Source organism: Sphingobacterium sp. InxBP1, assembly GCF_026191775.1.
In the GTDB taxonomy this organism is placed as follows: domain Bacteria; phylum Bacteroidota; class Bacteroidia; order Sphingobacteriales; family Sphingobacteriaceae; genus Sphingobacterium; species Sphingobacterium thalpophilum.
This window is the reverse complement of sequence record NZ_JAINDX010000042.1, coordinates 134,952-161,027: the sequence shown is the minus strand read 5'-3', so window position 1 is coordinate 161,027 and position 26,076 is coordinate 134,952. Positions and strand designations below refer to the sequence as shown.

Genomic DNA, 26,076 nt, shown 5'->3' with positions numbered 1-26,076 from the left:
ATGGAAATTCAAGTTTTTACCGGTAGTCCTTACCCACTTGGTGCTACCTTTGATGGCAAAGGCGTTAATTTTGCACTTTTTTCTGAACACGCAGAGGGCGTGGAGCTTTGTCTCTATGATGACGGCGAGGATTCTGAAGAGGTCGCCAAATATAAATTGACCGAGAAGACGCACCAAGTATGGCATATCTACCTTACTGGGATCAGACCCGGCCAACGGTATGGATACCGCGTTCACGGTCCCTATGAACCAGCTCAGGGACATCGGTTTAATCCCCATAAGTTGTTGATTGACCCCTATGCCAAAGCCATTTCCGGTACAATAAATTGGAATGATGCACTCTTCGGGTATCACATTGGTGACGCTGAGGCAGATTTGAGTTTTGACACAAGGGATAGTTCACCCTATATTCCAAAGGGAGTCGTTGTCGACAGTGGCTTTGATTGGGGTGAAGATCGGCCGTTGCGTATACCGATGCACAAAAGTATTATTTATGAAACACACGTAAAAGGATTTACGGCTCTGCATCCTGATATACCCGAGGAAATCAGGGGAACCTACGCCGCAATGGCACATCCCGTGGCAATCGCCTACCTCAAAGATTTGGGCATTACCGCTGTTGAGCTGTTACCAGTACATCATTTTTTAACAGATCGGCACTTACAAGATAGAGGCCTCAGCAACTACTGGGGCTACAATAGCATTGGTTTTTTCGCTCCAGATGTCCGTTATTCATCGGCAGGTACGCACGGCGAGCAAGTGGTAGAATTTAAAAATATGGTGAAGTCCTTTCATCAGGCGGGGATTGAGGTGATTTTAGATGTTGTCTATAATCATACTGGTGAAGGCAACGAAATGGGGCCGACGCTTTCCTTTAGAGGTATTGACAATGCATCTTACTATCGTCTGGCAGAAGATCCCCGATATTATATGGATTTCACAGGTACCGGAAATACCCTAAATGCGCGACAGCCAAATGTTCTGCGAATGATCATGGACAGTCTGCGTTACTGGATTCAGGAAATGCATGTAGACGGCTTTCGTTTTGATCTGGCTTCTGCCTTGGCTCGCGAACTGCATGATGTGGATAAATTGAGTTCCTTCTTCGACGTCATTCATCAGGATCCTGTCATCTCTCAGGTAAAATTGATTGCTGAACCTTGGGATATTGGCGAGGGCGGCTACCAAGTTGGCGAATTCCCGGCGGGTTGGGCAGAGTGGAACGGAAAATACCGTGATTGTATCCGTGATTATTGGATTGGAGCAGATAGCATGATTGGTGAGTTTGCCAACCGCCTCACTGGCTCGTCAGATCTCTATAAGGGTGACAACCGCACCCCTTCTGCCAGCGTTAATTTTGTGACCGCCCATGATGGCTTCACCTTGCATGACCTCGTTTCCTATAATGAAAAGCATAATGAAGCCAATGGAGAGGATAATCAAGATGGTGACGATCATAATCGTTCGTGGAATTGCGGAGCTGAAGGTCCCACGGACGATTCCGGAATCAATCAGTTGAGAGCAAAGCAAAAACGGAATCTGCTGACAACGTTGTTTCTTTCTCAAGGAGTACCTATGCTAGTAGCAGGAGATGAATGGGGGCGCACCCAACAAGGAAACAACAATGCGTACTGTCAGGATAATGAAATTTCATGGCTCGATTGGGCGCGTAAAGATGAATCCTTGCTGAATTTCACCAAACAATTGATTGCATTTCGGCGCGAACATCCGATTTTTTGCCGACGAAAGTGGTTTCAGGGAATTCCTATCCGAGGTACGGGAGTTGAAGATATTGTCTGGTTTTTGCCAGATGCCTCCGAAATGGACGACCAGCATTGGGAGGATGATCTGGCGCGTTCACTTGCGTTATTTTTGAATGGGCAAGGGATCAGGTCGGTAGATCAGGACGGTACCAAAGTGACTGATAAAAACTTTTATCTACTTTTTAATGCCTATTGGGAAGAAGTTGAATATATACTTCCTGACGAGCGATATAGCGCCGGCTGGACGAAAGTACTGGACACCAATTTCGACCAAATAGGTGAGCTTGCATCACATGCGCCCGGAGATCCGATTATGGTGCCACCACGTTCGGTCCTTGTATTTATGTCTATTTAAAATCCATCAAGTATTATCAGATATGCAAAAAACGGGAATAGAAAAAATCGGAGCCAGCTGCAGTGCGACGGGCGGGCAGGTGCGGGTGTGGGCACCTTTTGCAACTTCTGTAAGCTGCGTGTTGGATTCACAGCTTACGATACCGCTTCAGAAAGAGGAATATGGTTATTGGTATGCCGAGAGCCAAGATCTTAGACCAGGTTGTTTATACCGAATCAATATTGACGGACAAGAGTACCCTGATCCAGCATCACTTTCGCAACCCGAGGGCGTACACGGTCCTTCCGAAATAATTGACTTGAGCTTTCCGTGGACGGATCGAGATTATCAGCCGTCACGACAGTCGGACTTTATCATTTATGAGCTCCATGTCGGTGCTTTTACAGAAAAGCATGATTTTGCCGGAGCGATGGAAAGGCTTCCGCATCTCAAAGATTTGGGCATTACTGCGATAGAGATTATGCCGATAGCACAATTTTCTGGTGACAGAAACTGGGGCTATGATGGCGTCTTTCCTTTTGCTGTGCATAATAGTTATGGGGGGGCTGTAGGATTGCAACGTTTTGTTGACGCCTGTCATCAGCTCGGTATAGCTGTGATTTTGGATGTCGTTTATAACCATCTGGGACCTGAAGGAAATTATTTCCCGGAGTTTGGGCCTTACTTTACCGACAAATATCATACCCCTTGGGGGCAAGCGATCAACTATGATGATCGCTTAAACCATGGCATCCGCGATATGGTGCTTGCGAATGTTCGTATGTGGTTTGAAGATTTTCATATTGATGCCTTACGTATGGATGCGGTTCATGCGATAAAGGACTTCAGCCCAGTACATATTTTGCAAGCTATCCGACAACAGACCGATGAAATTATTGCAGCCACGGGTAAGCCGCGTTATCTATTTGTGGAATGCGATCTGAATGACCGCCGTTTTCTTGAGCCACTGGTGAAGAACGGATTTGCGATGGATGCGCAATGGCTTGATGAGTTTCATCACGCGCTACGTGTGGCGGTAGGTGAGGAGAGAAGGGGATATTATGAAGAGTTTGATGGGATCGGTCACCTAGCCAAAGCCTATGAAACTGCTTATGTTTACGATGGCTGTTATTCTACCCATAGACAGAAATTCTTTGGTAGTAAGGCCGACGGCCTCCCCGGAAAGCAGTTTATTGTTTTCAGCCAGAATCATGATCAGGTGGGCAACCGGATGCTGGGTGAAAGAAGTACTGTGCTTTATAAAGATCCCATTCCAAAGCTGTTGGCGCTGGCTGTGTTTGTATCTCCGTTTATTCCCTTAATTTTTATGGGTGAAGAGTGGGGAACAAAAAAACCGTTCCAATATTTTGTCAGTCATTGCAGTTCGGAGCTTGTGAAGGCCGTACGGGAAGGCCGGAGGAAGGAGTTTGCGGAGTTCCATACCGGGAATGAAGTGCCGGATCCACAGGACCGAGCGACTTTTGAGGGCTCAGTATTAGATTGGAAAGAGCCCGATAGCAGCAAACATCGTTCGTATTTGGCTTACTATCGCGCATTGATTAATTTCCGAAAAACTAACCCCGTATTTAAGAATGTACAGCGTGAAGAGATGCAAGTCAGTTATGTGCGTGAGCAAAGTCTGTTGATGCTGCATATCGAAAAGAAAGGCGTACGCCTACTTGTTGTGATGAATTTTTCGGATAGAGACCAGCAGATTTCTGTTTCAGATATGCCGCAATGGCAACGTATTTTTGATACGGACCAAGGGGCGGACATCAATGGCGAAAGCCAATTCAAGCAATTTGAGGATACGATAGCGGCATGGTCTGGTGTCGTTTTCCAAGCTGGGGTGCACGCCTTTGGTGTCGACAGGTGATCAACCAGCCGAGAAATAAATAATTGATTTAATAAAAATCAATCGATCAGATTCATACTCTTCAGTTTATCCAATATCAGGTGATCCACGGCGGAGGTTCTGTTTTTATCCTTATAGGTTATCCATTCAAAAGACTCTATTTCATTGGCCGTTTCCAATATGCCTGTAAAATCCGCTAAATAACACAGCATTTGGACCGTCACACCGATTTCATGCCCATCTGCTGGTGCTTCAAAAAAACCGAAGAATTTCACGGTGCTTTCCACGATATCGACATTCAGTTCTTCTGTTATTTCTCTTTTTAGGCACTCGAGGTCTGATTCGTTATTCTCTCGTTTTCCTCCGGGAAAGTACAGCTTATTCTTCGACTTGGAGCGCGTGCTCAATACTTTTTTGTTGGCAATATGGATAAGGGCGACCTTGTCGATAATTCTGTTTTCCATAATTTATTTCAGTGACTTCATCTCGAATTTTTGCGAATATGTAAATATAAACAAAATTTGGAAGAAGAGCTTAGCAGAAAACGCTGCTTCAACAATAACAATAGAGATGTACATCAGTGATATTAGGTAACGTTAAATAAGATCTTGCAGATGGTGCGGATGTGTCGTGATAGGATCTTCCATTAAGATTTTATATATTGCATTCATCAATTTTAAACCAAGTTAATATCGTAACAATTATAAATCGTCTGTTATGAGCAAAACTAGTCTTGAAGAACTTTTTCTTTTGGTAAAGAACTCGAACGAGGAAGCGTTTGACGAACTTTACCATCGGACGTGGCAGAAATTGTACGAAATAGCTTTCCGTCGGCTGCGGGACGCAGATACTGCAAAAGAAATTATTCAGGATCTTTATATAGAATTATGGGAAAAACGCGAGCGAAAAGTAATTCTGGACGTAGACCACTACCTCTGCCAGGCCGTTCGTTTTAAAGTGATTGATCGATTTCGGAAAGAAAAGAAATACGTTGATGAACTGGAGCTCCTCGTTGAGGAGATCAGTGACGGGTCGACAGCTGATGACCGATATATACAGTCAGAACTTCAATTAATGGTAAATACATGGCTTTCGCGCATGCCTCAAAAACGTCGGGCGATTTTCTTGCTGCGTTACCATGAAGACAAGACCGTAAAAGAGATTGCAGATCTACTTGGAATATCTACCAAGACAGTACAAAATCAGCTACTCAATACCACGAATACGCTCAAACACCTCATCCAAAAGATCCTTTTTATTTTTTTTTAATTTTTTTTGGGAATTCCCGCTAGTACGAACGACATATAAAAAAGGAACCAGTATAAACCAATTTATATGTTTGAAAGGAAACCTTATGTCCGTGCAGTTTTAAAAGATCTTCTCGATAGATATCTCTCGGGCAGGACGACAACTAGAGAACAAAAATTTGTAGAGCGTCTATATGATGCAATGGACAGGAAAGGTGAAGATCCTGTTGATATAGACCGTATCGGACAGGAAATTAGAACGGCAGTCCATCAAGGCACCAGAAAAAGAGGAGTACACCGGTATCGTCCTCAGATATGGTATGCCGCAGCAAGTATCCTTATTATCTTAGGAATTTTTATTTTTTATCGAAATCAGCATACCACAATTAGCCCTATGAAAATTGCCGTTAGCAGCAACCGCAATCCATCATTGCTAATTGGCAATAAACAACGGTTTGATCTTCTGGATACGCTTCCCAGAGGCGTACGTTATACAACAATCAACGATGAAAAAGTACTTGCCCTTGACTTACTCGCGGATATGGAGAGTGATGGAAAACTGCGCATAGAAAATCCGTCACGTAGTGTTTTCTCCGTATTGTTGAACGACAGTACGCAGGTGTGGCTCAATTATTTGGCTGCCATAGAGATTGATCGAGATTTTAACAAGAATAACCGTTCTGTAGACGTCCATGGTGAGGTGTTTTTTGATGTGTATAAGCAATATTCGGCGGGTAAAAAGGTGCCATTCGTGGTACGTTCAACGCTGCAGACCATTGAAGTACTAGGAACCAAATTCAATGTGAACGCATCTGGTCATAATGAAGAAAATGTGGTACTGACGGAAGGAAGCATCCGTCTTAAACATAACCTGTATGAAACACAGGTGATTATTAAACCGGGGCAACAGGCCTTTATCGATAGGAGCAAATCGAAGATCCTATTGGTACAGTCCAACAACATTGAAAAGGCCAGTGCTTGGCGAAAAGGCCTATTTTATTTTGAAAATGAAAAGCTATCAGATGTGGCGCTTGAGTTCGAACAGTGGTACGGGATCAACGTCATTGTTGATCCGGCAATTTCCAACTTTCCGATAACAGGTATGATCAGCAGATACGAAAACATCATCGATGTTCTGGATATCATTCAACAGACCAATAATATAAACTATTTAGAAAAGAAAGGAAAAATATATGTAACACGAACAATTCCATAAAAAAATTAGGAATGCTGCTACATTCCTAATCACGCCTAATGGCATTTTGGTAATGATCAAATATTAATCAATTTTCAAATGTATAAATTACTTATGACATCCCGCAAACAAAATAAGTTTGCGCGAAACTTTTTTTGCTTTTTTTTGAGCAACTTTGTTTGGTTGCTTTGTCTAAGCGGTCCGCTTTTTGGCCAGGAAAAAAATATCACAATAGATTTTAATAACCTCCCCATGAAGCAGGTATTTAAAGACCTAAACAGCAGGACTGGTTTAAAATTTATTTATTCACCAAACGATATCAACGATACAAGGCGTATATCGATGACATTCAAAAATGAACCTATTAAGAATGTTCTGGACCGCATATTTTCGAGTTTGAAAGCCTCTTATACTATAAATGATAATACCATTATTGTGAAACGTAGTGGTAGACCGGTTGTACAGCAACAAGAGCGTCTCATTAATGGACAAGTGCTCAATGCCGGGCAGACACCGTTGGCCAATGCAACGGTCACAAGTGGTTCAGGTAAGAGACACACATCGACAGATGGTCAGGGACGCTTTCAGCTCAGCCTTGGTCCTGAGGACAGTTATTTTACTGTGAGTTTGGTTGGCTTCGCGAATCAGCGAGTACCCTTACAGGCCAGGAACGAATATCGCATATTGCTAAGCGACAGCGTCAGTGCATTAGATGAAGTTGTTGTAGTCGGATTTGGAACACAGCGTCGGGCTTCTGTCGTTGGAGCTATTACGACGATTGAACCCAAACGGTTACAAATTGGGACATCGCGCTCTATGAGTAATAACCTTGCCGGGCAACTTGCAGGTATTATCGCCGTACAGCGGTCGGGAGAGCCGGGTTATGATAATTCCAACTTTTGGATTCGTGGCATCAGTACTTTTGGGGGAAGCCGTAGTCCATTAATTCTTGTAGACGGAGTCGAGCGCTCGCTCGATAATATGGATCCCGAAGAGATTGAATCATTTTCGATATTAAAAGATGCTGCGGCCAGCGCAGTCTATGGAGTCAGGGGCGCTAACGGCGTCATTTTAATTAATACAAAAAGGGGCAAAGTCGGTAAGCCAAATGTCTCGGCGCGTTTTGAGCAAGGTATCACTTCGCCGGTACAACTACCACAATTTATAGGAGCAGCCGATTATCTCGAAGTCATGAATAGTATCCGGGAGGAGCGAGGAGAGCAAGGACTTTATTCCAAAGAACGGATAGAAAATATCCGTAATCAAACAGATCCGGATCTTTACCCCGATGTCAACTGGCTTGATGCAATACTCCGCGACCGCGCCGGAAATTCAAGGGCTAATGTAAGTGTCAATGGTGGATCAAATATTCTGCGATATTCATTGGTGACTTCTTATTACAGGGAGGGCGGGTTGATCGAGCGTGACAAAAATCAGGCTTGGAACTCATCTTCGCGATTAAACCGTTACAATGTACGGTCCAATGTGGATATCAATGTCAGCCCGACTACACTTTTCCGCCTGAATATTGGTGGCTATCTGCAGGATAGAACCCGGGCACCTCAGAGCGTCGATGATCTATTTCAAGAAGCATTCACTATCCCGCCCTATGTGCATCCGACTATCTATTCTTCCGGTGAAATCCCCCGTACCCCACAGCGGACCAACCCATGGGCTCTAGCCACACAACGGGGATACGAGCGGATCAGCGCCAGTAAAATCGAATCTCTATTTTCTGTGGAACAAGACCTTTCATTTTGGCTCAAAGGGTTAAAAGCGCGGGGGCTATTTTCGTTTGATAGATATTCGAACACATCAGTGGTGAGAAGCAAAAGCCCTGACTATTATAATCCAGCCATTGGCCGCGATGAAAACGGAAAACTACAGTTGGTGATTGATAGTTATGGACAGGAATTCTTGGGGTATGAGAAAAACTCGGATTGGGGAGATAAAAGCATGTATCTAGAAGGAGCCCTTAATTATACTCAGACTTTCGCGGGGCATAATATAGAGGCTATGTTTCTTTACAACCAGAGAAACTATGATAACGGCGACCTTCTACCTTATCGCAATCAAGGTATTGCGGGCAGGTTTTCCTACAATTATAACAACAGATATATAGCCGAATTTAATTTTGGTTATAATGGCTCTGAAAACTTTGCGCCAGGCAAGCGATACGGCTTCTTTCCCTCGTTTGCACTTGGCTGGTATCTTTCCGAGGAGCCTTTTATGGAGCATCTGAGGGGAACCTTTTCCAAAATTAAACTGCGCGGGTCCTATGGCCTAGTAGGGAATGATAAACTCGACGGCCGTCGATTTGCTTATATCACGACCATCAACGAAACTGGAGGATATTCCTGGGGACTCAACAATGATTTTAAACGAGCTGGTCGCATGGAAGGAGATCAAGGTAACGGCAATTTGACATGGGAAACCGTAGCAAAGTCGAATGTCGGTGTAGAACTGGGGCTATGGAGAGCCCTGGAATTCCAGCTTGACTTATTTAATGAGGAGCGAAAAGACATATTTATGCAACGTCGTTCGATCCCGGGATCCAGCGGTTTTACCAATGCCCCTTGGGCAAATTTTGGACGGGTGAACAACAAAGGTATAGATATGTCACTTGAAGTAAATAAAGCGATCAACCATAATTTATCCCTTTCCGTACGGGGCACATTCACCTATGCTATCAATAAAATACTGGAACAGGACGAGCCTAGTGCGGTAATCGGCACATCACGCTCTTCGACGGGCAAACCAATCGGACAGCTGTTTGGCCTCATTGACGAGGGTCTTTTCACGGATGCGGATTTTAGCGATGTGGCTAACGGCGTCTTGAAGCCCGAGATCACCAGGCATTCTTTTGGGCCTGTACGTCCTGGGGACATCAAATACCGTGATCTCAATGGAGATGGTGTGGTGGACGCGCTGGACAGGACGGCAATAGGGGGGACAGAGGATCCACAGATTGTTTTCGGTTTTGGTTCCAACCTGCGATATAAAGCCCTTGATTTCGGTTTCTTTTTCCAAGGCGTATCGCGTACTTACCGCATTATAGGCGGCTCAAATTTTATTCCGGGAAGCGCCAATGGTGCTATGGGAAATATCTTTAGTAATGTTTGGGACCGATGGACAGTGGATAATCCGAGTCAGGATGTTTTTTATCCGCGGCTTTCCGACTACCAGAGTGCAAACAATAATATGGCTTCTACCTGGTGGCTCAGAGATATGAGTTTTATTCGGTTACGAAATGTTGAAATAGGGTATAGTTTACCTACAAAACTATTGGACCACCTTTCGATACGCAATTTTAGGATATTTCTTCGTGGTAACAACCTTTTGACAGTCAGTGATTTTAAACTCTGGGATCCTGAACTTGGTGTCAACAATGGAATGCGCTATCCAATCATGAAATCCGTCTCGGCGGGGTTAGAGTTAAATTTTAAATAGAGTTAAGCGATAAGAATATGAAGACAATACAATATAAAATTGCCTTTTTCTCTCTGGCAACGATAGTTCTTACATTGGCGTCCTGTTCCAAATATTTGGATAAGAGCCCTGACGATCAGTTAACGCTGGAAATGATCTTTAAGGACAAAACGAGAACCGAAGATTGGCTGGCTGGGATTTACAGCAATGTACCAGATCCCTATTGGGGAAGTACACGGACCTTGGGGTGGGACCCTCTTTCGGACGATATGGCTCCATCTACAGGCTGGGAACAATTTGGTTGGTCGGTTATTGGTATGCAAACGGGAAACTGGAATCCAAGTACTGCCTGGGAGCCAAACTATTGGGTGGAGCTTCCCAAACGGATCCGATCGGCTTATATTTTTCTGGAAAATGTAAAACCTAATCCGGCTCAACTGGTGACCGAAGAAGAGGTTAATCTGATGAAAGCGGAAGCACGTTTTATGATCGCTTACTATTATACACTCCTGTTGGAGACCTATGGCGCTATACCGTTTCATCTCGGCTTGTCGGATCCCAATGCTCCAGCCGAAGAGTTGATGATCGGGCAGACACCCTTTGATCAGGTGGTGCAGTGGGCAGAAAAGGAGCTGCTGGATCTATCCGCTATCCTACCCGCCAAATACAGCGCTGCACAAAAGTATGGACGGGCCACTTCCATTATGTGTCTAGCAGTAAGAGCTCGGCTTCTGTTGTTTGCGGCCAGTCCGCTGGTCAATGGAAATACTGCCTATACAGGGTTTGTCAATAATAAAGGTGAAGCGATATTTAATGGAACCTATAATCCTGAGAAGTGGAGACTAGCTGCTGAGGCTTCAAAGTTGCTGATAGAGAAAGCGGAAATGGCTGGGCATAAGCTCTATGTAGAGTATAATCCTGACGGGACTATTGATCCGTTTCTTTCCTACCAGAATATGCTGTTCAGAAGGCCTCAAGATGGCAATGAGGAGATTCTTTTTGCGCGACCCGACTGCAATGTCTGGGAATACGACAAACACGCGCAGCCACGAGGTACCGGTGGTAATGGCGGACTCGGTATCACGCAATCGCTGGTAGACGCTTTTTTTATGGAGAATGGACGTACAATAGACGACCCTTTGTCAGGCTATCAGGAGAAGGGATTTTCAACAGCAGCGGAAGTCAGAAATACGCGTTGGGCCGAATCACAGGGAGACGGAAAAGTCACTCTCGCCGGTACCTATAACATGTATACACATCGCGAGCCGAGGTTTTATATCTCGGTATTGTATAATGGTGCCTGGTATAGAAGGGAAAATCGGACAACCCAATTTTACAGCGGCAACTGGGACGGAGGTCCTACACACGACGCACCACAGAATGGGTATCTGATCCGAAAAAAGGTACATCCGGATCATGATCCCCGAAATGGAACGAATCCGTACCGGCCCGGTATCTTGTATCGTCTAGGCGAAGTTTATCTGAATTATGTAGAAGCCCTAAATGAGATCGATGCTTCCCATTCCGATATTTTGAAATATCTCAATTTGATAAGACAACGTGCTGGTGTCCCTCAATATGGTGTCGGAAAAGATGCATTGCCCGTTCCTGCCTCTCAGGATGCGATGCGAAAGGCGATCAGAAATGAACGCCGTGTGGAATTGAACAATGAAGGTATACGATATCGTGATATAAGACGCTGGAAAATAGGAGAAAGTGTCCTAAACGGAAATTTTTATGGTATGAATTTTTCGGGCACAGAAAAAGACGATAACGATGCTAACCCGAAGGCATTTTTCAAACGGTCGGTTTATCAAAAACGTGTATTTACCGCCAAAAATTACTGGTTCCCCATTCCACAATCCGAGATCGATAAAAATCCGAATCTGGTTCAAAATGTAGGTTGGAAATAATTCATGCAGATGTATAGGCTGCCTCCAGAAAATATTTAACTTTCTGGAGGCAGTATTTTTCATCTTCTGGCAACGATGTTGTGTTGATATTTGTTCAATACGAAACATGCAATTGAGTAAAATCTCATAAAGAAACCTTAAAATAAAAAAAACGATGATATGGAAAAAAGTGGATTATACTTTCACGTCGATACTTTAAGAAAGATCTACGACGCTATCCTGGAGCAGGACGAACCCTATTACACGAAACAGCTGAAGTTTTTCCGATCGCTTATTGAAGAGGGAAAACTGAACGAATTCCCCAAAGAAATCATCTCAAAAACTGTGGATGTTTTTAATCGTGTAGCGCAATTGGCGGACGGCCAACAAGTCACTATATCAGAATCCGAATTCGATACACTAGATACTGCATATAAAAAGTTTGAACAAAGCAAAGCTGATTCATAGCACTGGCTAACCTTCAGAGAAATGATGTCTGCGAACGGGACAGTTTCTTCCGATCAGCTTTCCATAGAAAAGCAGGATGAGGCTAAGTGAGATGGATATGTTGGTATTGGGCCACGGCGCCAATGTATTGATGATGTAGTCCGAAAACTATTTACAGACGACATTTGTTCTATTCAAAAGTTTTCAAATATAGGTTAAAATCAAAGAGCAAGCGGTGCTCCATTCACTAACGTGCTCTTTTTTTAGACCTATTTATCGTGAGGCGTTGTACCATTTTACGTAGGAGTGAAAAAGGTAGATCGTTGTTTTAGAGCAAAATGGTGTATGGAAACAAATCCTGACGTAATTATCATAGGTGGGGGGCTGGCAGGGCTCACAAGTGCACTACATTTGTCTCAACAAGGACTGCATGTTACCGTGATTGAAAAACACGCATATCCACGACATAAGGTTTGTGGAGAATACTTGTCTAACGAGGTTTTACCTTATTTACGCTCGCTAGGGGTAGATGTCAACACCTTGAAGCCTAGCCAAATTGAGCGACTTAAATTCACAACACAAGTTGGGCGGGAGGGTATTATTAAACTTCCCTTGGGTGGGATCGGACTGAGCCGCTACTGTCTGGATGACTTTTTATATCAGAACGCTATTGCAAATGGATGTATTGTAAACACGGGTACAGTATCGGAAATTTCTTTCGAAGGTGATGAATTCACCGTTACCTGTCGTGACAAAGTGCTTAAATCTAAAATCGTCCTTGGCGCTTACGGCAAACGTGGCCATATAGACCAAGCGTTGTCGCGCAATTTCATACAAAAGATGTCGGGATGGATAGCTGTCAAAGCCCATTATACAGGGTGCTTCCCAGATGATCTCATTGCCTTACATTATTTTGAGGGTGGGTATTGTGGTATTTCAAAAACCGAACAAGACACTATCAACGTATGCTATTTGGCAGATATCAAGACTTTTAAGAGATATAAAAATATCGCGGAGCATCAAAAGTATGTCTTAGCTGAAAACAATCAGCTGAAATATTTCTTCGAGCATAGCAGCATGCTCTTTGATAGACCGTTGACCATTAGCCAAATCTCTTTCGAAAAAAAGACGACTGTGGAGAAGCATATGCTGATGATTGGCGACACCGCTGGACTGATTCATCCATTCTGTGGCAATGGAATGGCGATGGCCATACAAAGTGCCAAGCTTGCTTCGGAACTTATCGTCGATTATTACGATGGCAAGATAACTTCTCGTCAACAATTGGAATGCGCATATATCAGGCAATGGAAACGAAATTTTGGACGACGTCTATTTTTCGGTAGAGTCTTAGCAAAAGTACTCCAATACGAAATTGGCAGAACCGTTCTTATCCACATGTCAACTCTTTTTCCAGCCGTACTGAGTTGGATCATCAAACAAACTCATGGAACCACAAAGACAATAAAATGGGCATAAATACCAAATATAGGACAGCGCAAACCGAAATTATGGACGATTTTTCGCTTGAGGGAACAGTACTTCGTACCACATTGGATCAACTGTCCTTGATCAATCGTTTTCTTGGCGGTAATGGTACCACGTTAAACGGTGTCAAGAAATTGCTTGCTAAAACTGGTACAGTCCAGACAATTATGGTTATTGATATAGGTTGTGGTAATGGCGATATGCTGCGTGTACTAAGCGATTACGGTTTTCAAAATAATATAGATTTTAAAATGGTCGGCATAGATGCTAATTCATTTACTATAGATTATGCTCGGAAACTATCTGGAGATTATCCAAATATCTCATATCGGTGTGCCGACGTATTTGAAGAAAATTTTGAAACCGCTTCCTATGATATCGCGTTATGTACCCTCACACTGCACCATTTTAATGATGAGAAAATAGTTCACTTCATGCGCATTCTGAGCAGAATAGCCCGTGTGGGAGTCGTCATCAATGATCTTGAACGCAGTAAAATTGCCTATCGACTATTTCAAACTATTTGCTTTCTTTTTAGGTTAAATAAGATGACAAAAGATGATGGGCTAATATCCATATTGCGAGGATTTAAGAAATGCGAGCTGGAACGATTCGCTAAACAGTTGCATTTGAAAAATTATAGTCTCCACTGGAAATGGGCGTTCCGTTACCAATGGATAATTTCCAATATATGAACGTTAAGATAACAAGTATCGCCAAGCAATTGCCTAACTATTCCTGTACAACAGCTGAGATCCTGCCATTAGTGGAAGCGTGGCTAAGTGGTCATGAACCGCGCTTTGTTAAAAAGGTGAAAAAGTTGTTTGAAGGCTCTGCTGTGGATCGACGATACGCGATCATGAATCCTCTTGAAGTGTTTACGGCAACATCTTTTGAAGAAAAGAATGATATTTATTGCCGGGAAGCCGTTATTTTGGGCGAGGCGGCGCTCAAAAAAGCACTTGACAAAGCCCGCTGGGAACCACAGTCGCTAGATTATATTATCACCGTCAGCTGCACTGGCATTATGATACCTTCTTTAGATGCTCATCTCATAAATAGAATGAAACTCCGACAGGATATCGTTAGGCTGCCAGTCACCGAGATGGGTTGTGTTGCTGGGGTTTCAGGTATTATCTATGCCAAAAATTTTTTACAGGCCAATCCCGGAAAGCGCGCTGCAGTCATCGCGGTGGAGGCACCTTCGGCGACATTCCAATTGGCTGATTTTTCGATGTCCAACATGGTCAGCGCGGCTATATTTGGAGATGGGGCAGCATGCTGTTTATTGTCGTCTCATCAGACAGATTCTGGACCTACTATATTGGACCAGGAGATGTATCATTTTTACGATGCCCACGATATTATGGGCTTTAGACTGACCAATACGGGGATGCAAATGATCCTGGATGTGGAAGTGCCGCATGTAATTGCGTCACACTTTAAATCGGTCATCGACCCCTTTCTCGAAAAGAATTATGTGGGAATTAAAGATATTGATTATATGATCTTTCATCCCGGAGGTAAAAAGATAGTGGCTACAATCGAGCAGATTTTTGCCGGATTGGGCAAGGACATAGCCGATACTAAAATCATACTTTCACAGTATGGTAATATGTCCAGCGCTACTGTCCTGTATGTTCTTGAACGCATCATGGAACGTCAGCCCTGTACCGGTGAGCTGGGGTTGATGCTGAGTTTTGGGCCTGGATTTACGGCGCAGCGCGTTTTATTAAGATGGTAAATTTTATAAATATGGGAGTGATGGAATTGAATGATATTATTGCGCACTTGCCACATACTGAGCCATTTTTGTTTGTGGACGAGTTGGTTGATGTAGACGATAACCGAATTGTGGGCACATATACTTTCGACGAAAATCTCGATTTTTACCGTGGGCATTTTCAGAATAAACCAGTCACACCTGGCGTAATCCTGACTGAAACGATGGCGCAAATTGGGCTGGCCTGTTTTGGCGCTTATTTGAGTCGAGACATTCGGCAGAATGCATACACCATGGCCTTAACATCAACTGAAGTCCAGTTCCTAAAACCAGTGTATCCCAAAGAGAAGGTTACCGTTATTGCAGACAAGATATATTTTCGGTTCGGTAAACTTAAGTGTGCAGTCAGGATGCGAAATGAAATGGGGCAGGAAGTTTGCAAAGGTATATTGTCAGGCATGATAACGCAGAAAAAATGAACAGGGTCGTCATTACAGGACTTGGGGTAGTGGCTCCGAATGGAGTAGGTGTTCCTGCCTTTACGCAGGCAATAAAAAATACCGTCTCGGGTATCCGTCATGATATTCGATTACAAGAGCTGCAGTTTTCTTGTCAGATAGCCGGGATGCCAACGATAACGGAACATATTAAGAGGCAGTGTTTTACTGAGCTTGAGCTCAGAGACTTTAGTAGTACCGGTATATTGTACGGCGTCATCGCTGGTATGGAAGCCTGGGCCGACGCAGGTCTACCACTAGCTATGCCTGTTGATCCCGACTGGGACAGCGGTACTGTTTTCGGTTCTGGTACTTCGGGAGTAGATAAGTTTCACGAGAGCATTTACAAAATCGACGAGTTGCAGGTCCGTAGGCTTGGCAGTACGGTAGTGGCTCAAACTATGAACAGCGGGGTCAGTGCGTACCTAGGTGGCAAACTGGCGCTGGGAAATCAGGTTACCACCAACTCTTCTGCCTGTGCGACAGGGACAGAGGCTATTTTAATGGCTTATGACCGTATACGCTATGGACGGGCAAAGCGAATGCTGGCGGGTAGCACTGGGGATAGCGGTCCGTATATCTGGGCGGGCTTCGATGCCCTTCGTGTGTGTAGTTCTCGATACAACAGTGAACCATCGGCCGGCTCTCGCCCCATGAGCGCGACAGCCTGTGGTTTTGTCCCCGGTAGTGGCGCTGGCGCCTTGGTGTTGGAAGATTTGGAAAGTGCCCTGCAACGTGGAGCGACCATATATGCAGAAATACTGGGTGGACAGCTCAATTCAGGAGGGCAGCGTAGAGGTGGAAGCATGACCGCTCCCAATAGTGCTGCCGTGCAGCGGTGTATTACTGACGCGCTTAAAAATGCAGGCATTTCTGCCGCCGAGGTTGATGCTATCAATGGACATCTTACCGCCACGACAAAAGACGTTGCGGAAATAGACAACTGGGCCAAAGCTCTTGGACGTGGCAAAAGTGACTTCCCATATATCAACTCCCTAAAGGGTATGACCGGCCATTGTCTCAGTGCAGCCGGAAGCATAGAAAGCGTTGCGTCGATATTACAACTCCATGAGGGATTCCTGTTCGGCAACTGCAATTGCGATGATCTACATCCCGAAATCGCTGCGATCATAGATCCGTCAAAGGTGCCACTAATGACGATCACGCATAATCCGCAGATTGTTGCTAAGGCGAGCTTCGGTTTTGGGGATGTAAACGCCTGTGTAATATTTAAAAAATTTGATCAAAAAGACTTATGAATAGAGAAGAATTAATTGACGCACTACGGTATATCATTGAACCCTATACGGTAAATAATGAAGCGTTTAGCCATCTGAACGAAGATACGGATTTTATCCATGATCTCCAGATCAATTCAGCCCATTTGGTGGATATCGTATTGGACATAGAGGAGAAGTTCGATGTGGTCATTGATAACCCTGATATGGAACGCATGCTTAATGTAGGGGCTGCGATTGATATTATAGAAAGTAAGCTTCAGAAGAAAAATGGTCGGCAATGATGTGGTTGATTTAGTCCAGTCCCGTCAGGAAAGTGATTGGACACGCCCAGGATTTATTACGAAGTTATTTACGCCCAGTGAACAGCTGCTTATCGCCAATAGCAAAGATCCAGAAGTCACGGTATGGCTTCTGTGGAGTATGAAAGAAGCTGCCTATAAAATTTGGAATAGGCGCAACAGAATTCGAAAATATATGCCCAAACAGTTGGTGTGTTCCTTGATCAAGTTGTCTAGCCATTATACATGGGGTAAGGTAACCTGCGGTGAATCAATTTTCTATACTGTGACTATGATTAGTCCCGATCTGATACATAGCATTGCCGTTGATGATCTGACCACCTTCAGTCAAGTTAAGGAGATTGAAAAGGCTAAAATTATGAAAGATCCAGACGGTATTCCCTATCTATTAGTGCCTGATCGGAAAGAACCTTTGGCGGTTTCAGTAAGCCATCATGGCCGTTTTGAAAAGGTAGTTGCTGCAATCCTTATTTAAGCTGCTAAAATGATTCAGGGTAGGCCGATCAGCAATTGGACCTGTCTTCGTTGACGCGATACGCCCTGAGTGATTCTTCGGCTGACACTTTACATGTAGGAGGCGCCATTAAAACACCTCCTGATGTAAAATTAACGAAAGTAACCTCTATACTGTAGCCCTAGTATCCGGGATTTTGTATCAGATTAGGTTCCACCTGAAAGCTGCTTTCGTGGAACGGCCACAAGTATTGGTGCTGTAAGAACTTTCGATCTTCAATTTTAAGTATCTCTGGTTGCCCATTAGCGTTCAAACGCATATGTCCTAATGCTGGCTGATTGAGTGCAGTTTCGGCGATTTTCCACCGTAGGATATCGCTATAGCGCAATCCTTCACCGGCAAACTCTATTCTCCTTTCATTACGGACCAGCGCTATCCATTCCTGTTGGTTTTTTGCTACGAGATTCACATCAGCCACACTCATGTCAAGTCCGGCTCTTCTACGGATTTGATTAATACAGCTTCTTGCTAGTTCATCGATATCGTTCAACATGATTTTCGCTTCGGCATAGGTCAGCAGTACTTCGGCATAGCGTGCCAATGGAAAATGCATATTTCCGCCAGTACGGAAGGCATCGGCCTGATCCACAAATTTCTTAAACCAGTAACCAGATCTGCTGCTGCGTAAGTTTTGATAGTAAAAAACGCTCTTCGGATCATAGATATCAATTTTTTCATTATTGAATAGGTCGCTATGACCAAATATACTGGCCTCATACCGTGGATCACGATTTAATTTGGGATTGAGTTCATACTCTTGTTTTGAATGTAGCGGACAGCTATCTATCGGTCTACCCTGTAGTGTCCAATACGTGTCCACCAGCGATTTTAGCGGCACCAAGTAAGACTGTCCGTTTCCGGTTCGATACTGCGGTGCGAGATGCTGAAAGGAAGCCGTTGCCGAGTTGTTATGGCTTTCCATATCAAACTTAATGATAAACTCTTTGTTGGTTTTGTCCGCCTGATAATTAAAAAGGTTAGCGTATTGAGGGTGAAGTTGGTATTTGCCGCTATCTATGATTTCTTTAGCGAGTCTTGCTGCTAATTCGTATCTTCCATTATATAGCGCATATCGCATCACCAGCGTTTTGAAAGAATATCTATTGAACATATACGCATTTGTTGTTCCTTCGTTTTCAGGAAGTCTATTGGCGACATCTTCGCTCATTTCAAAGAGCTTATTGAGTATTTCTTCCTTAGGAGTTACCGGCGGTGTCGCCTCTTCCAATTTAACAGGCTTCAATACAAAAGGTACATTCCCCCACAATTCCGTGATTCTGAAATAATGCCAGATGCGCAGCCCCTCCAAGATGGCTTTATAACGTTGCCTTGTAGATTCATTTTCAACATACGGAACGTCGACATTGGCTAAATAAGTATTGATACGTCCGATATGCTGATTGTGCAGATTCCAGTAATAAACAGCTAAGGCCGAGTTGCTAGTCATATTACCATTGGCTATAATCATATGATGGTCAGTCTCAATGCGGGCATAGGCATTGTCCGACCGTCCTTCGGTCATATAAAAGAGGAGGCGCCGTTCGCCTGGACCTGTGAAGGCGTCTAGGTAACTACTATATACGACTCGGCGCAGATCTTCTTCGGTATTGAAAAATTCATCAAAAGAAGTTGCGGTAGGATCCCGTTTATCAAGAAATTTTTCGCAACTGTTTAGCGTTGCCCATGCTGTTATCAGGAGAATTATCTTTTTTTTCATTGTCCTATTTTTTAAAAAATGCTTGCACTTAATCCAAAACTGTAGGTTGCCATCCGTGGATAATTGCCGTTACCGCTTCCGATCCGTTCGGGGTCGAGTCCTTCCCATTCGGTTAGGGTAAACATATCCTGGGCGTTCACATAAATTCGTAGATTTTTGACACTTTTGCCGATCGAAGGAAAGGTATAACCTAATTGTAAGGATTTAACACGGAAAAATGCAGCGTTGCTGAGCCATATGTTGCTCAAGAGGGTGTTGGGGGACGATCCTGTCCAAAGACGTGGGAATCGACTATTTGGGTTTTCGGGAGTCCAATGATCAGCAACGTATTCCACACGTGGCGCTCCTAAATCATTGCTATTTCCATCGACGTATACTGGATAAGCTTCCTGACCTGCCAAGCGCCCTGTTCTTTTACCAACGCCTTGGCCTAGGGCCGAAAAATCCCACCGTTTGTAATGCAGGTCTACGTTGATGGCGTAATTATAATAAGGCAGTGGGTCTGCCAAATAAACGCGGTCATTGTCATTGATTAGACCATCTTGGTTTTGGTCAATATAGCGGATGTCTCCGGGCCTGGAGTTGGGCATCTTTGCTGCCGTTTCATCGATTTCTTGTTGATTCTGAAAGAAACCATTGGATTGAAAACCATAATAATTGTTGATGGGAATCCCCTTATACCAGATTTGGTCGTTATTCCCTTTAAAGATCAATCGGTCACTTTCATTGTAACCCGCTTTAAGTATACGGTTGCGGTTGTTGAAGAGCATACCGCCTACTTTATAGGAAAAATCGCCTATCTTATCAGACCAGGTTGCCGAGATCTCCCAACCTTTATTCTCCACAGCGCCAATATTGACTGCTGACACTAGTGTATAAGACCCTGTTAAGGGGGGCACCGCAAATTGGTCATAGATTAAGTCGTATGAATTCTTATGGTATAATTCTGCGACAAACGAAAATTTATTCTTCAAAGCGTTCACATCAAGACCGAGATTCCATTGTTTTTGTTTTTCCCATGAGAAATTAGAGTTCGGAACGCGCATAGTCCAGCCCCAGGTGTTGACCGATTCTTGCCATAAGTAAGGTGCTACATTTTCGTTCCCAATGAGTCCATAAGAAGCCCTAATCTTCACATTGTTAATTGTCTCTGATTCGAGAATAGGTTTGAAAAAGTGTTCGTTATGAAGGTTCCAAGCTAAAGCGCCAGAGGGAAAGAAGCCCCAGCGATGGCCAGGCGCAAATTTACTGCTCCCATCGGCACGTCCTGTGAGTTCAAATATATAACGGTTGTCAAGTGAATAATTTAGTTTGCCGAAAAAAGATGCCTTACTAATTTCCCTAAAATCAGTGAAGGTGTAATTCATAATTTCTGAACCCGCGGTTACATATATTTTATCTTTATCCTGCCGTAGTTCTTTGTTATAATTTATCAATGCGCGTGCTGTCAGCTGGCTTTCACTTACTCCTTGAGAGGCGTTAACATCATTTCCCCATATCGTGATAGGAGCTCCCTTTTCATCATAGAACTTGTAGGTCAACCTCTTTTGTTTGTCGGCTGACTTATTGATCATATATGAGACATTTCCTTCGATATTGAGGTTACTATTGATGTTATACTTAGGACGAAGATTGATAGTACTGCGGTCATGCATATAGTTTTTAGTACCGCCATGTTTAATTGATGCAATAGGATTGATGTTGTTGTGAAGGATAAAAGGTTCGGGTCTGTCTACATCATAATAAATTTGCTGCGTGGGGTTGAGCCGCCAGGCTTGCTGATAGAGTCCATGGCCATCATCATTTGCCATTAGGCGATTGACTTGCAGACGATGGGCGTAAAAATCAGCCATTAAAACAAATTTATCTGCGATATTGATATTTGTATTGAAACGCGCGGAGAATTTTTGGGATCCCTCAATGTTGTTGAGTCCATTTTCTCTAATATGTCCCAACATCAGATTAAAGGTTCCGACACCCCCACCGCCGGATATACTCGCATTATTGTTGATAGCGGTGGATGTGCGCTCCATGACTTCGTCCAACCAATTTACGCCCTTAATTTTTCCACTGGCATATTGTTCAATAGTTTCATCCGAATAGACAGGAGGTTGTCCCTGCTGAATTAAGGTCTCGTTTCGCAATTTCATAAAATCCACGGCACCTACGAATTCTGGTAGATCTATGGGCTTATTGATCGCATACCAGTTGTTTGTAAAGACTTTGAATTGTCCTGTCTGTCCTCGTTCTGTTTCGATGATAATAACCCCATTGGCACCGCGTGATCCATACATTGATGCCGAAGCTGCATCTTTCAGTACGGTGATGCTTTTCACCTGATTGGGATCGATATCATGGATACTTTGCTCCATTCCATCGACGATAACCAAGGGATCTGCGTTTTGCAACGTACTGATTCCGCGTATAGAAATAGGACCGGGGACACTGCCAGGAAGACTATTTCCCCGCATCATCGTAACACCGGGAATAGTTCCCGAGAATGCATCCTGCATTTTATAGATCGGACGATTTTTTATTTTTTCCATATCCATTTGGGATACAGACGAAGCGAGGTGCTTTTTGTCGACTTCTGAAAAGCCCACTACGACAACTTCTTCAAGGCCCACCTCGTCACTATCCATGACGATATTCAATTCAGTTTTGGTATTAATGGGCAGTTCAAGTTGCTTAAACCCCACAGCGCTAAAAATCAATGTTCCCTTGTTGCCGTCGGGAAGGGAAAGCTGAAATTCGCCTCTAGAATTGGTAGAAGTACCAATGTTGGTCCCTTTAAGTAAGATGGACACCGCGGTCAATAAATTTCCTTTCGTATCATGAACTTTTCCTTTTATGGACCGCTGCTGATAGGTCGTGCGCTTATGGGGCTCCTCATCAACTATCTCTTCTCGTTTGCGTTTGATGACGACCGTACCACGATGGATCATATAGTAGAAGGCAGTATTCTTAAAAAGCTGTTCAAGCGTTTTATTGAGCGATGCGTCTGTTAATTCGACATCAGCTTTTTCGTTATGTAATAGGCCCTCCATAAATATAAACCTAACGCCTGTCTGCTTAGTTATGTTTTTGAGGACTGATTCCATTTTAGCATTTTTAGCATGCAGTGTGATCTGAGCAGAGCTTGAGGCATAGGCTCCCATCATCGATGTCGCCAATAATATTCCTGTCAGTTTCATTTTGATTAGATTGTTCAAAATTTTTCCCCTGTCAATAGGACAAAGAATTCCTTTTGAATAAAATAAATTATTCATAATTTGGTAGAGAATTAATAGTTTACGATCAGTTGTTAATTCATTTAGATGCAGGAGTATTGGCGTACTTCTGCATTCTCTTCATATGTACTTAGGCGTTTATTTTCTACATGTATAGTCCTCCTTTTTTATTTTAAATGGTTCATTCGTGATTGATTGTTGGTCGGCTAACGGTAAGTTTGTCTCGATCAATGCAAAACTGGTATCCTGTTAGATCTTTCAATAGATTGCACACTTCAGCAAGGGTTACATCTTTTTTAATTCCGCCCTCATATCGCTGTTTATCTAACATGATTTTGGTTTCTATTTTGACACCATACCAGCGGCTCAATTCGTCAAGAATCTGTTGCATATTTTTGTTTTTAAAATAGAAGTAGCCGTCCTTCCATGCTGTTGCCTCCTCAGCATCTTTTAAGGGATAACTTACTAATTGATCGTTCAGCATCTTTGCGACATTTCCGGCATCGATGACAATTTCCTTTTGATATCCATGGACTTTCACGCGGCCTTCTGTCAATGAAACGCTAGCGTTAGATGTGTAGGAGTTGATATCAAAAGCCGTTCCTATGGCCTGAATTCTCAGATCATTGGCTTCCACAATGAATGGTCTATCGGCATCTTTCGCCACTTCGAAATAAGCCTCACCTTTTAGTTTAACTTTCCTTTCGTTTTTGTCGAAGCCCGCTTTATAGGTCAATTCTGATTCCGAATTTACCCATACTCGTGTCCCGTCACTCAGTGTCAATGCTATCGTGGATCGTTTTGGTACAATTAAGCTATGGATCGGGTTTGACTCTTTATTCCCGAGATCTGTGTAAACCAATTTACCGTCTTTCAGTTCGATACCCTGAATGAGCTGTTGATCCACCCGATTATTTAATAAGTTAATATTTCCGTGTCCACTTATCCTTAAAATAGCACCGTTTTCACCTGGCAGAATATCATTTTTTTGTCCGTAGACCTTATCAGGAACAAGATAGTTTGAAGTTGGAAAATAGGCTTTCCAAAGCCATAAACAAATAAAAACAAGAACGAACGCGGCCGCTATTCCCGCGAGTTTACTCCGGTTTATGGCCCAAAGTGGATATCGTGGACGTTGTATTACGTTTTGTCGTTCTTTATATTTTGTTTCTAAAGCCCGCCATTCCTGATCAAGATCCGTCCTTCGTAAGTCAAATGGAACATAAACATCGGTATGAGCAAGACGGTGCCGTAACGTATCTTTGGCGACTGGGTATTTTTCCAACAATCGTCGCAACTCGGCCTCGTTCTCAACGGAAAGTTTTCCCTCTTTTAAAAGCAATGATGCTAACTCGGCCAATACTATTTTGTCAGTTTCTATCATAATTTATAACTAAATAACTTGAGAAGCCAAAAAGGGTGACTCCAGATAAAAAAAAATTTTACGAAAGAGGAAGTTGCATAACTGCAATTAGAATATACCTACAATCATTAATAAGCTCAAAAATTTGGTCTTCAAAAGATTAATTGCACGCATCCGCTGTGTTTTTACCGTATTGACAGACACCTCTAGTTCCTGAGCGACTTCATCATATTTCATTCCGTCCAAATAAATCAAACGGCAGATGCGTTGACACCCTTCTGGCAACTCATCAAGTTCACGATGTAAGGCACCGATTAATTCGGCATTAATCAGGTCGTCTAAGATCGTGTTGTCATCGGCTTCTTCCACAGTGAGCTGATTGCGTATTTTATCAAATACACTATCACGTCGTTTGGCGTTCATCGCCATATTTTTTACTGAGGTATAGAGAAAACTCTTGATTACCCGTTCTCCCTTTTCCAATAACTCTTGTCTATCCATCAAGACAACAAAGGCATCTTGTACGATATCTTTTGCTATCTCTTCTGAATTGACCCATCGAAAAGCAAACGTGCAGAGCTGTATAAAATATGTTCTGAAATAATATTCTATGGATAACATTACTAGTTATATTTTTCTAAAAATATAGGTATTATACGGAAATAATGGAAGGGTAAGAGCAATTTATGTATAGAATGACCTAGGCACGCTCACAGCTCTTATAAAATACTATTATATAATCTGACTGAAGTGAAATTAGTGTTTCGGTCAGCGGTAACGTAGGCTCAGATACACGGTCTTGCTATCGAGTGGTGGCTCTATGACCATTCGGCTACAACAAAGTTTCTTTTGGCTACACACGCCAAGAGATGAAAGCTGAAATTTGTTTCATAAATAGTATCTCATATGAACGTATTTGTTACAGGTGCTACAGGTTTCGTCGGAACCGCGGTAGTACAAGAATTATTAACTGCTGGCCATACTGTTCTGGGATTGGCTAGGTCAGCAGCATCAGCAGAGAAATTGGTGGAGATGGGCGCATCAGTTCATCACGGTGACTTAACCGATTTTCAAAGTTTAAAATCCGGAGCGGCGATGTCAGATGCTGTCATTCATTTGGGGTTTGTTCACGATTTTAGCCGCTTTGAAGAGATGTGTGCCCTAGATAAGGAAGTGATCCGTGCGATCGGAGACACATTGCTGGGAACCAGTAAACCTTTTATCGTAACCTCCGGAACAGCTTTATTTTCTCGGCCTGGTATAACCACTGAACAGAATGTTTCTACCAACATTCCGAATCCAAGAATTGCTACAGAAAATGCCGCCGATGAAATAGCAGCAAAAGGTGTCAACATTGCTGTTATCAGATTGTCGCCGTCCGTCCACGGCAGGGGCGACCGCATAGGTTTTGTTCCATTACTGATTAAAGCTGCGCGGGAAAAAGGTGTTTCGGCGATGATCCATCAAGGAAATAATGTCTGGCCGGCAGTCCACCGTTTAGATGCAGCAGCGCTATACCGTCTGGCTTTAGAAAAACCTTTTGAAAAAGGGATACGGTATCATGCCGTTGCCGAACAAGGTGTCGCCTTCCGATCGATTGCAGGAGCTATTGCCGAGCAATTGGAGATTCCGCTCGTTTCCCTTAACGAACAAGAAGCGACACAACATTTCGGGTGGCTTACACACTTTGCAGAGTTGGATAATCTGACATCGAGTGAGCAGACCCAAAAATATTTGGGCTGGATTCCTCAACATCCAACTTTATTGCGCGATCTAAAGGAGGGTGATTATTTTACTCCAATGCAATAAAGTGTATCTTTGATCTGTTTACATGTGATATTC

20 protein-coding genes are annotated in these 26,076 nt (G+C 43.3%); 15 read left to right on the top strand and 5 right to left on the bottom strand.

Going from position 1 to position 26,076, the window contains the following annotated elements; genetic code table 11:
- Positions 1-2,118, top strand: coding sequence for a glycogen debranching protein GlgX (glgX, locus tag K7A41_RS08400; RefSeq protein WP_265713372.1), 2,118 nt, complete (start codon positions 1-3; stop codon positions 2,116-2,118).
- 22 nt (positions 2,119-2,140) lie between these two features.
- A complete protein-coding gene (gene treZ, locus K7A41_RS08395; RefSeq protein WP_265713371.1) occupies positions 2,141-3,973 on the top strand; it encodes a malto-oligosyltrehalose trehalohydrolase in 1,833 nt (610 codons plus the stop codon).
- A 38-nt stretch (positions 3,974-4,011) separates the two neighbouring features.
- Here treZ and K7A41_RS08390 read toward each other — a convergent pair whose 3' ends face one another.
- The gene (locus K7A41_RS08390) at positions 4,012-4,416 is read right to left on the bottom strand and encodes an NUDIX hydrolase (protein WP_037532438.1); all 405 of its coding nucleotides are present in this window, start codon (positions 4,414-4,416) and stop codon (positions 4,012-4,014) included.
- 253 nt (positions 4,417-4,669) lie between these two features.
- Between K7A41_RS08390 and K7A41_RS08385 the strand changes: the two genes are divergently transcribed.
- From K7A41_RS08385 to K7A41_RS08330, 12 genes are all read left to right on the top strand, one after another.
- Positions 4,670-5,221, top strand: coding sequence for an RNA polymerase sigma factor (locus K7A41_RS08385; RefSeq protein WP_265713370.1), 552 nt, complete (start codon positions 4,670-4,672; stop codon positions 5,219-5,221).
- A gap of 66 nt (positions 5,222-5,287) precedes the next feature.
- Positions 5,288-6,415 carry a FecR family protein gene (locus tag K7A41_RS08380; protein ID WP_265713369.1) on the top strand — a complete coding sequence of 376 codons (1,128 nt, stop codon included), beginning with the start codon at positions 5,288-5,290 and terminating at the stop codon, positions 6,413-6,415.
- Positions 6,416-6,493: 78 nt separating this feature from the next.
- Positions 6,494-9,844: a SusC/RagA family TonB-linked outer membrane protein gene (locus K7A41_RS08375; protein WP_416221947.1), complete on the top strand. Its 3,351-nt coding sequence runs from the start codon at positions 6,494-6,496 to the stop codon at positions 9,842-9,844.
- A gap of 17 nt (positions 9,845-9,861) precedes the next feature.
- A complete protein-coding gene (locus K7A41_RS08370; RefSeq protein ID WP_265713367.1) occupies positions 9,862-11,736 on the top strand; it encodes a RagB/SusD family nutrient uptake outer membrane protein in 1,875 nt (624 codons plus the stop codon).
- Positions 11,737-11,895: 159 nt separating this feature from the next.
- Entirely contained in the window at positions 11,896-12,183 is a 288-nt protein-coding gene (locus tag K7A41_RS08365; protein WP_028068831.1) for a hypothetical protein, read from the top strand.
- 324 nt (positions 12,184-12,507) lie between these two features.
- A complete protein-coding gene (locus tag K7A41_RS08360) occupies positions 12,508-13,641 on the top strand; it encodes an NAD(P)/FAD-dependent oxidoreductase (RefSeq protein ID WP_265713365.1) in 1,134 nt (377 codons plus the stop codon).
- Positions 13,632-14,345 (top strand): methyltransferase domain-containing protein, encoded by a 714-nt coding sequence (locus K7A41_RS08355; protein ID WP_265713364.1) that lies wholly within the window; start codon positions 13,632-13,634, stop codon positions 14,343-14,345. The genes K7A41_RS08360 and K7A41_RS08355 overlap by 10 nt, the downstream gene beginning before the upstream one ends.
- Positions 14,342-15,394: a type III polyketide synthase gene (locus K7A41_RS08350; RefSeq protein ID WP_265713362.1), complete on the top strand. Its 1,053-nt coding sequence runs from the start codon at positions 14,342-14,344 to the stop codon at positions 15,392-15,394. Before K7A41_RS08355 ends, K7A41_RS08350 begins: the two co-directional genes overlap by 4 nt.
- An 11-nt stretch (positions 15,395-15,405) precedes the next feature.
- Positions 15,406-15,852, top strand: a complete 447-nt coding sequence (locus tag K7A41_RS08345; protein ID WP_265713361.1) for a 3-hydroxyacyl-ACP dehydratase FabZ family protein — start codon at positions 15,406-15,408, stop codon at positions 15,850-15,852.
- The gene (locus K7A41_RS08340) at positions 15,849-17,129 is read left to right on the top strand and encodes a beta-ketoacyl-[acyl-carrier-protein] synthase family protein (protein WP_265713360.1); all 1,281 of its coding nucleotides are present in this window, start codon (positions 15,849-15,851) and stop codon (positions 17,127-17,129) included. Before K7A41_RS08345 ends, K7A41_RS08340 begins: the two co-directional genes overlap by 4 nt.
- A complete protein-coding gene (locus K7A41_RS08335) occupies positions 17,126-17,392 on the top strand; it encodes an acyl carrier protein (protein WP_265713359.1) in 267 nt (88 codons plus the stop codon). The genes K7A41_RS08340 and K7A41_RS08335 overlap by 4 nt, the downstream gene beginning before the upstream one ends.
- A 1-nt stretch (position 17,393) precedes the next feature.
- On the top strand, positions 17,394-17,885 hold the full coding sequence (locus K7A41_RS08330; RefSeq protein ID WP_265713357.1) for a 4'-phosphopantetheinyl transferase superfamily protein: 492 nt from the start codon (positions 17,394-17,396) through the stop codon (positions 17,883-17,885).
- Positions 17,886-18,045: 160 nt separating this feature from the next.
- Here K7A41_RS08330 and K7A41_RS08325 read toward each other — a convergent pair whose 3' ends face one another.
- The 4 genes from K7A41_RS08325 to K7A41_RS08310 all read right to left on the bottom strand — a co-directional run bounded on the left by K7A41_RS08325 (position 18,046) and on the right by K7A41_RS08310 (position 24,855).
- Entirely contained in the window at positions 18,046-19,641 is a 1,596-nt protein-coding gene (locus tag K7A41_RS08325) for a RagB/SusD family nutrient uptake outer membrane protein (protein WP_265713356.1), read from the bottom strand.
- Positions 19,642-19,652: 11 nt separating this feature from the next.
- Entirely contained in the window at positions 19,653-22,835 is a 3,183-nt protein-coding gene (locus K7A41_RS08320; RefSeq protein ID WP_265713355.1) for a SusC/RagA family TonB-linked outer membrane protein, read from the bottom strand.
- A 217-nt stretch (positions 22,836-23,052) separates the two neighbouring features.
- Positions 23,053-24,255 (bottom strand): FecR family protein, encoded by a 1,203-nt coding sequence (locus K7A41_RS08315; protein WP_265713354.1) that lies wholly within the window; start codon positions 24,253-24,255, stop codon positions 23,053-23,055.
- A gap of 87 nt (positions 24,256-24,342) precedes the next feature.
- The gene (locus K7A41_RS08310; protein ID WP_265713353.1) at positions 24,343-24,855 is read right to left on the bottom strand and encodes a sigma-70 family RNA polymerase sigma factor; all 513 of its coding nucleotides are present in this window, start codon (positions 24,853-24,855) and stop codon (positions 24,343-24,345) included.
- Positions 24,856-25,140: 285 nt separating this feature from the next.
- On the opposite strand from K7A41_RS08310, the gene K7A41_RS08305 reads away from it, so the two are divergent.
- A complete protein-coding gene (locus K7A41_RS08305) occupies positions 25,141-26,043 on the top strand; it encodes an SDR family oxidoreductase (RefSeq protein WP_265713352.1) in 903 nt (300 codons plus the stop codon).
- Positions 26,044-26,076: the final 33 nt, after the last annotated feature.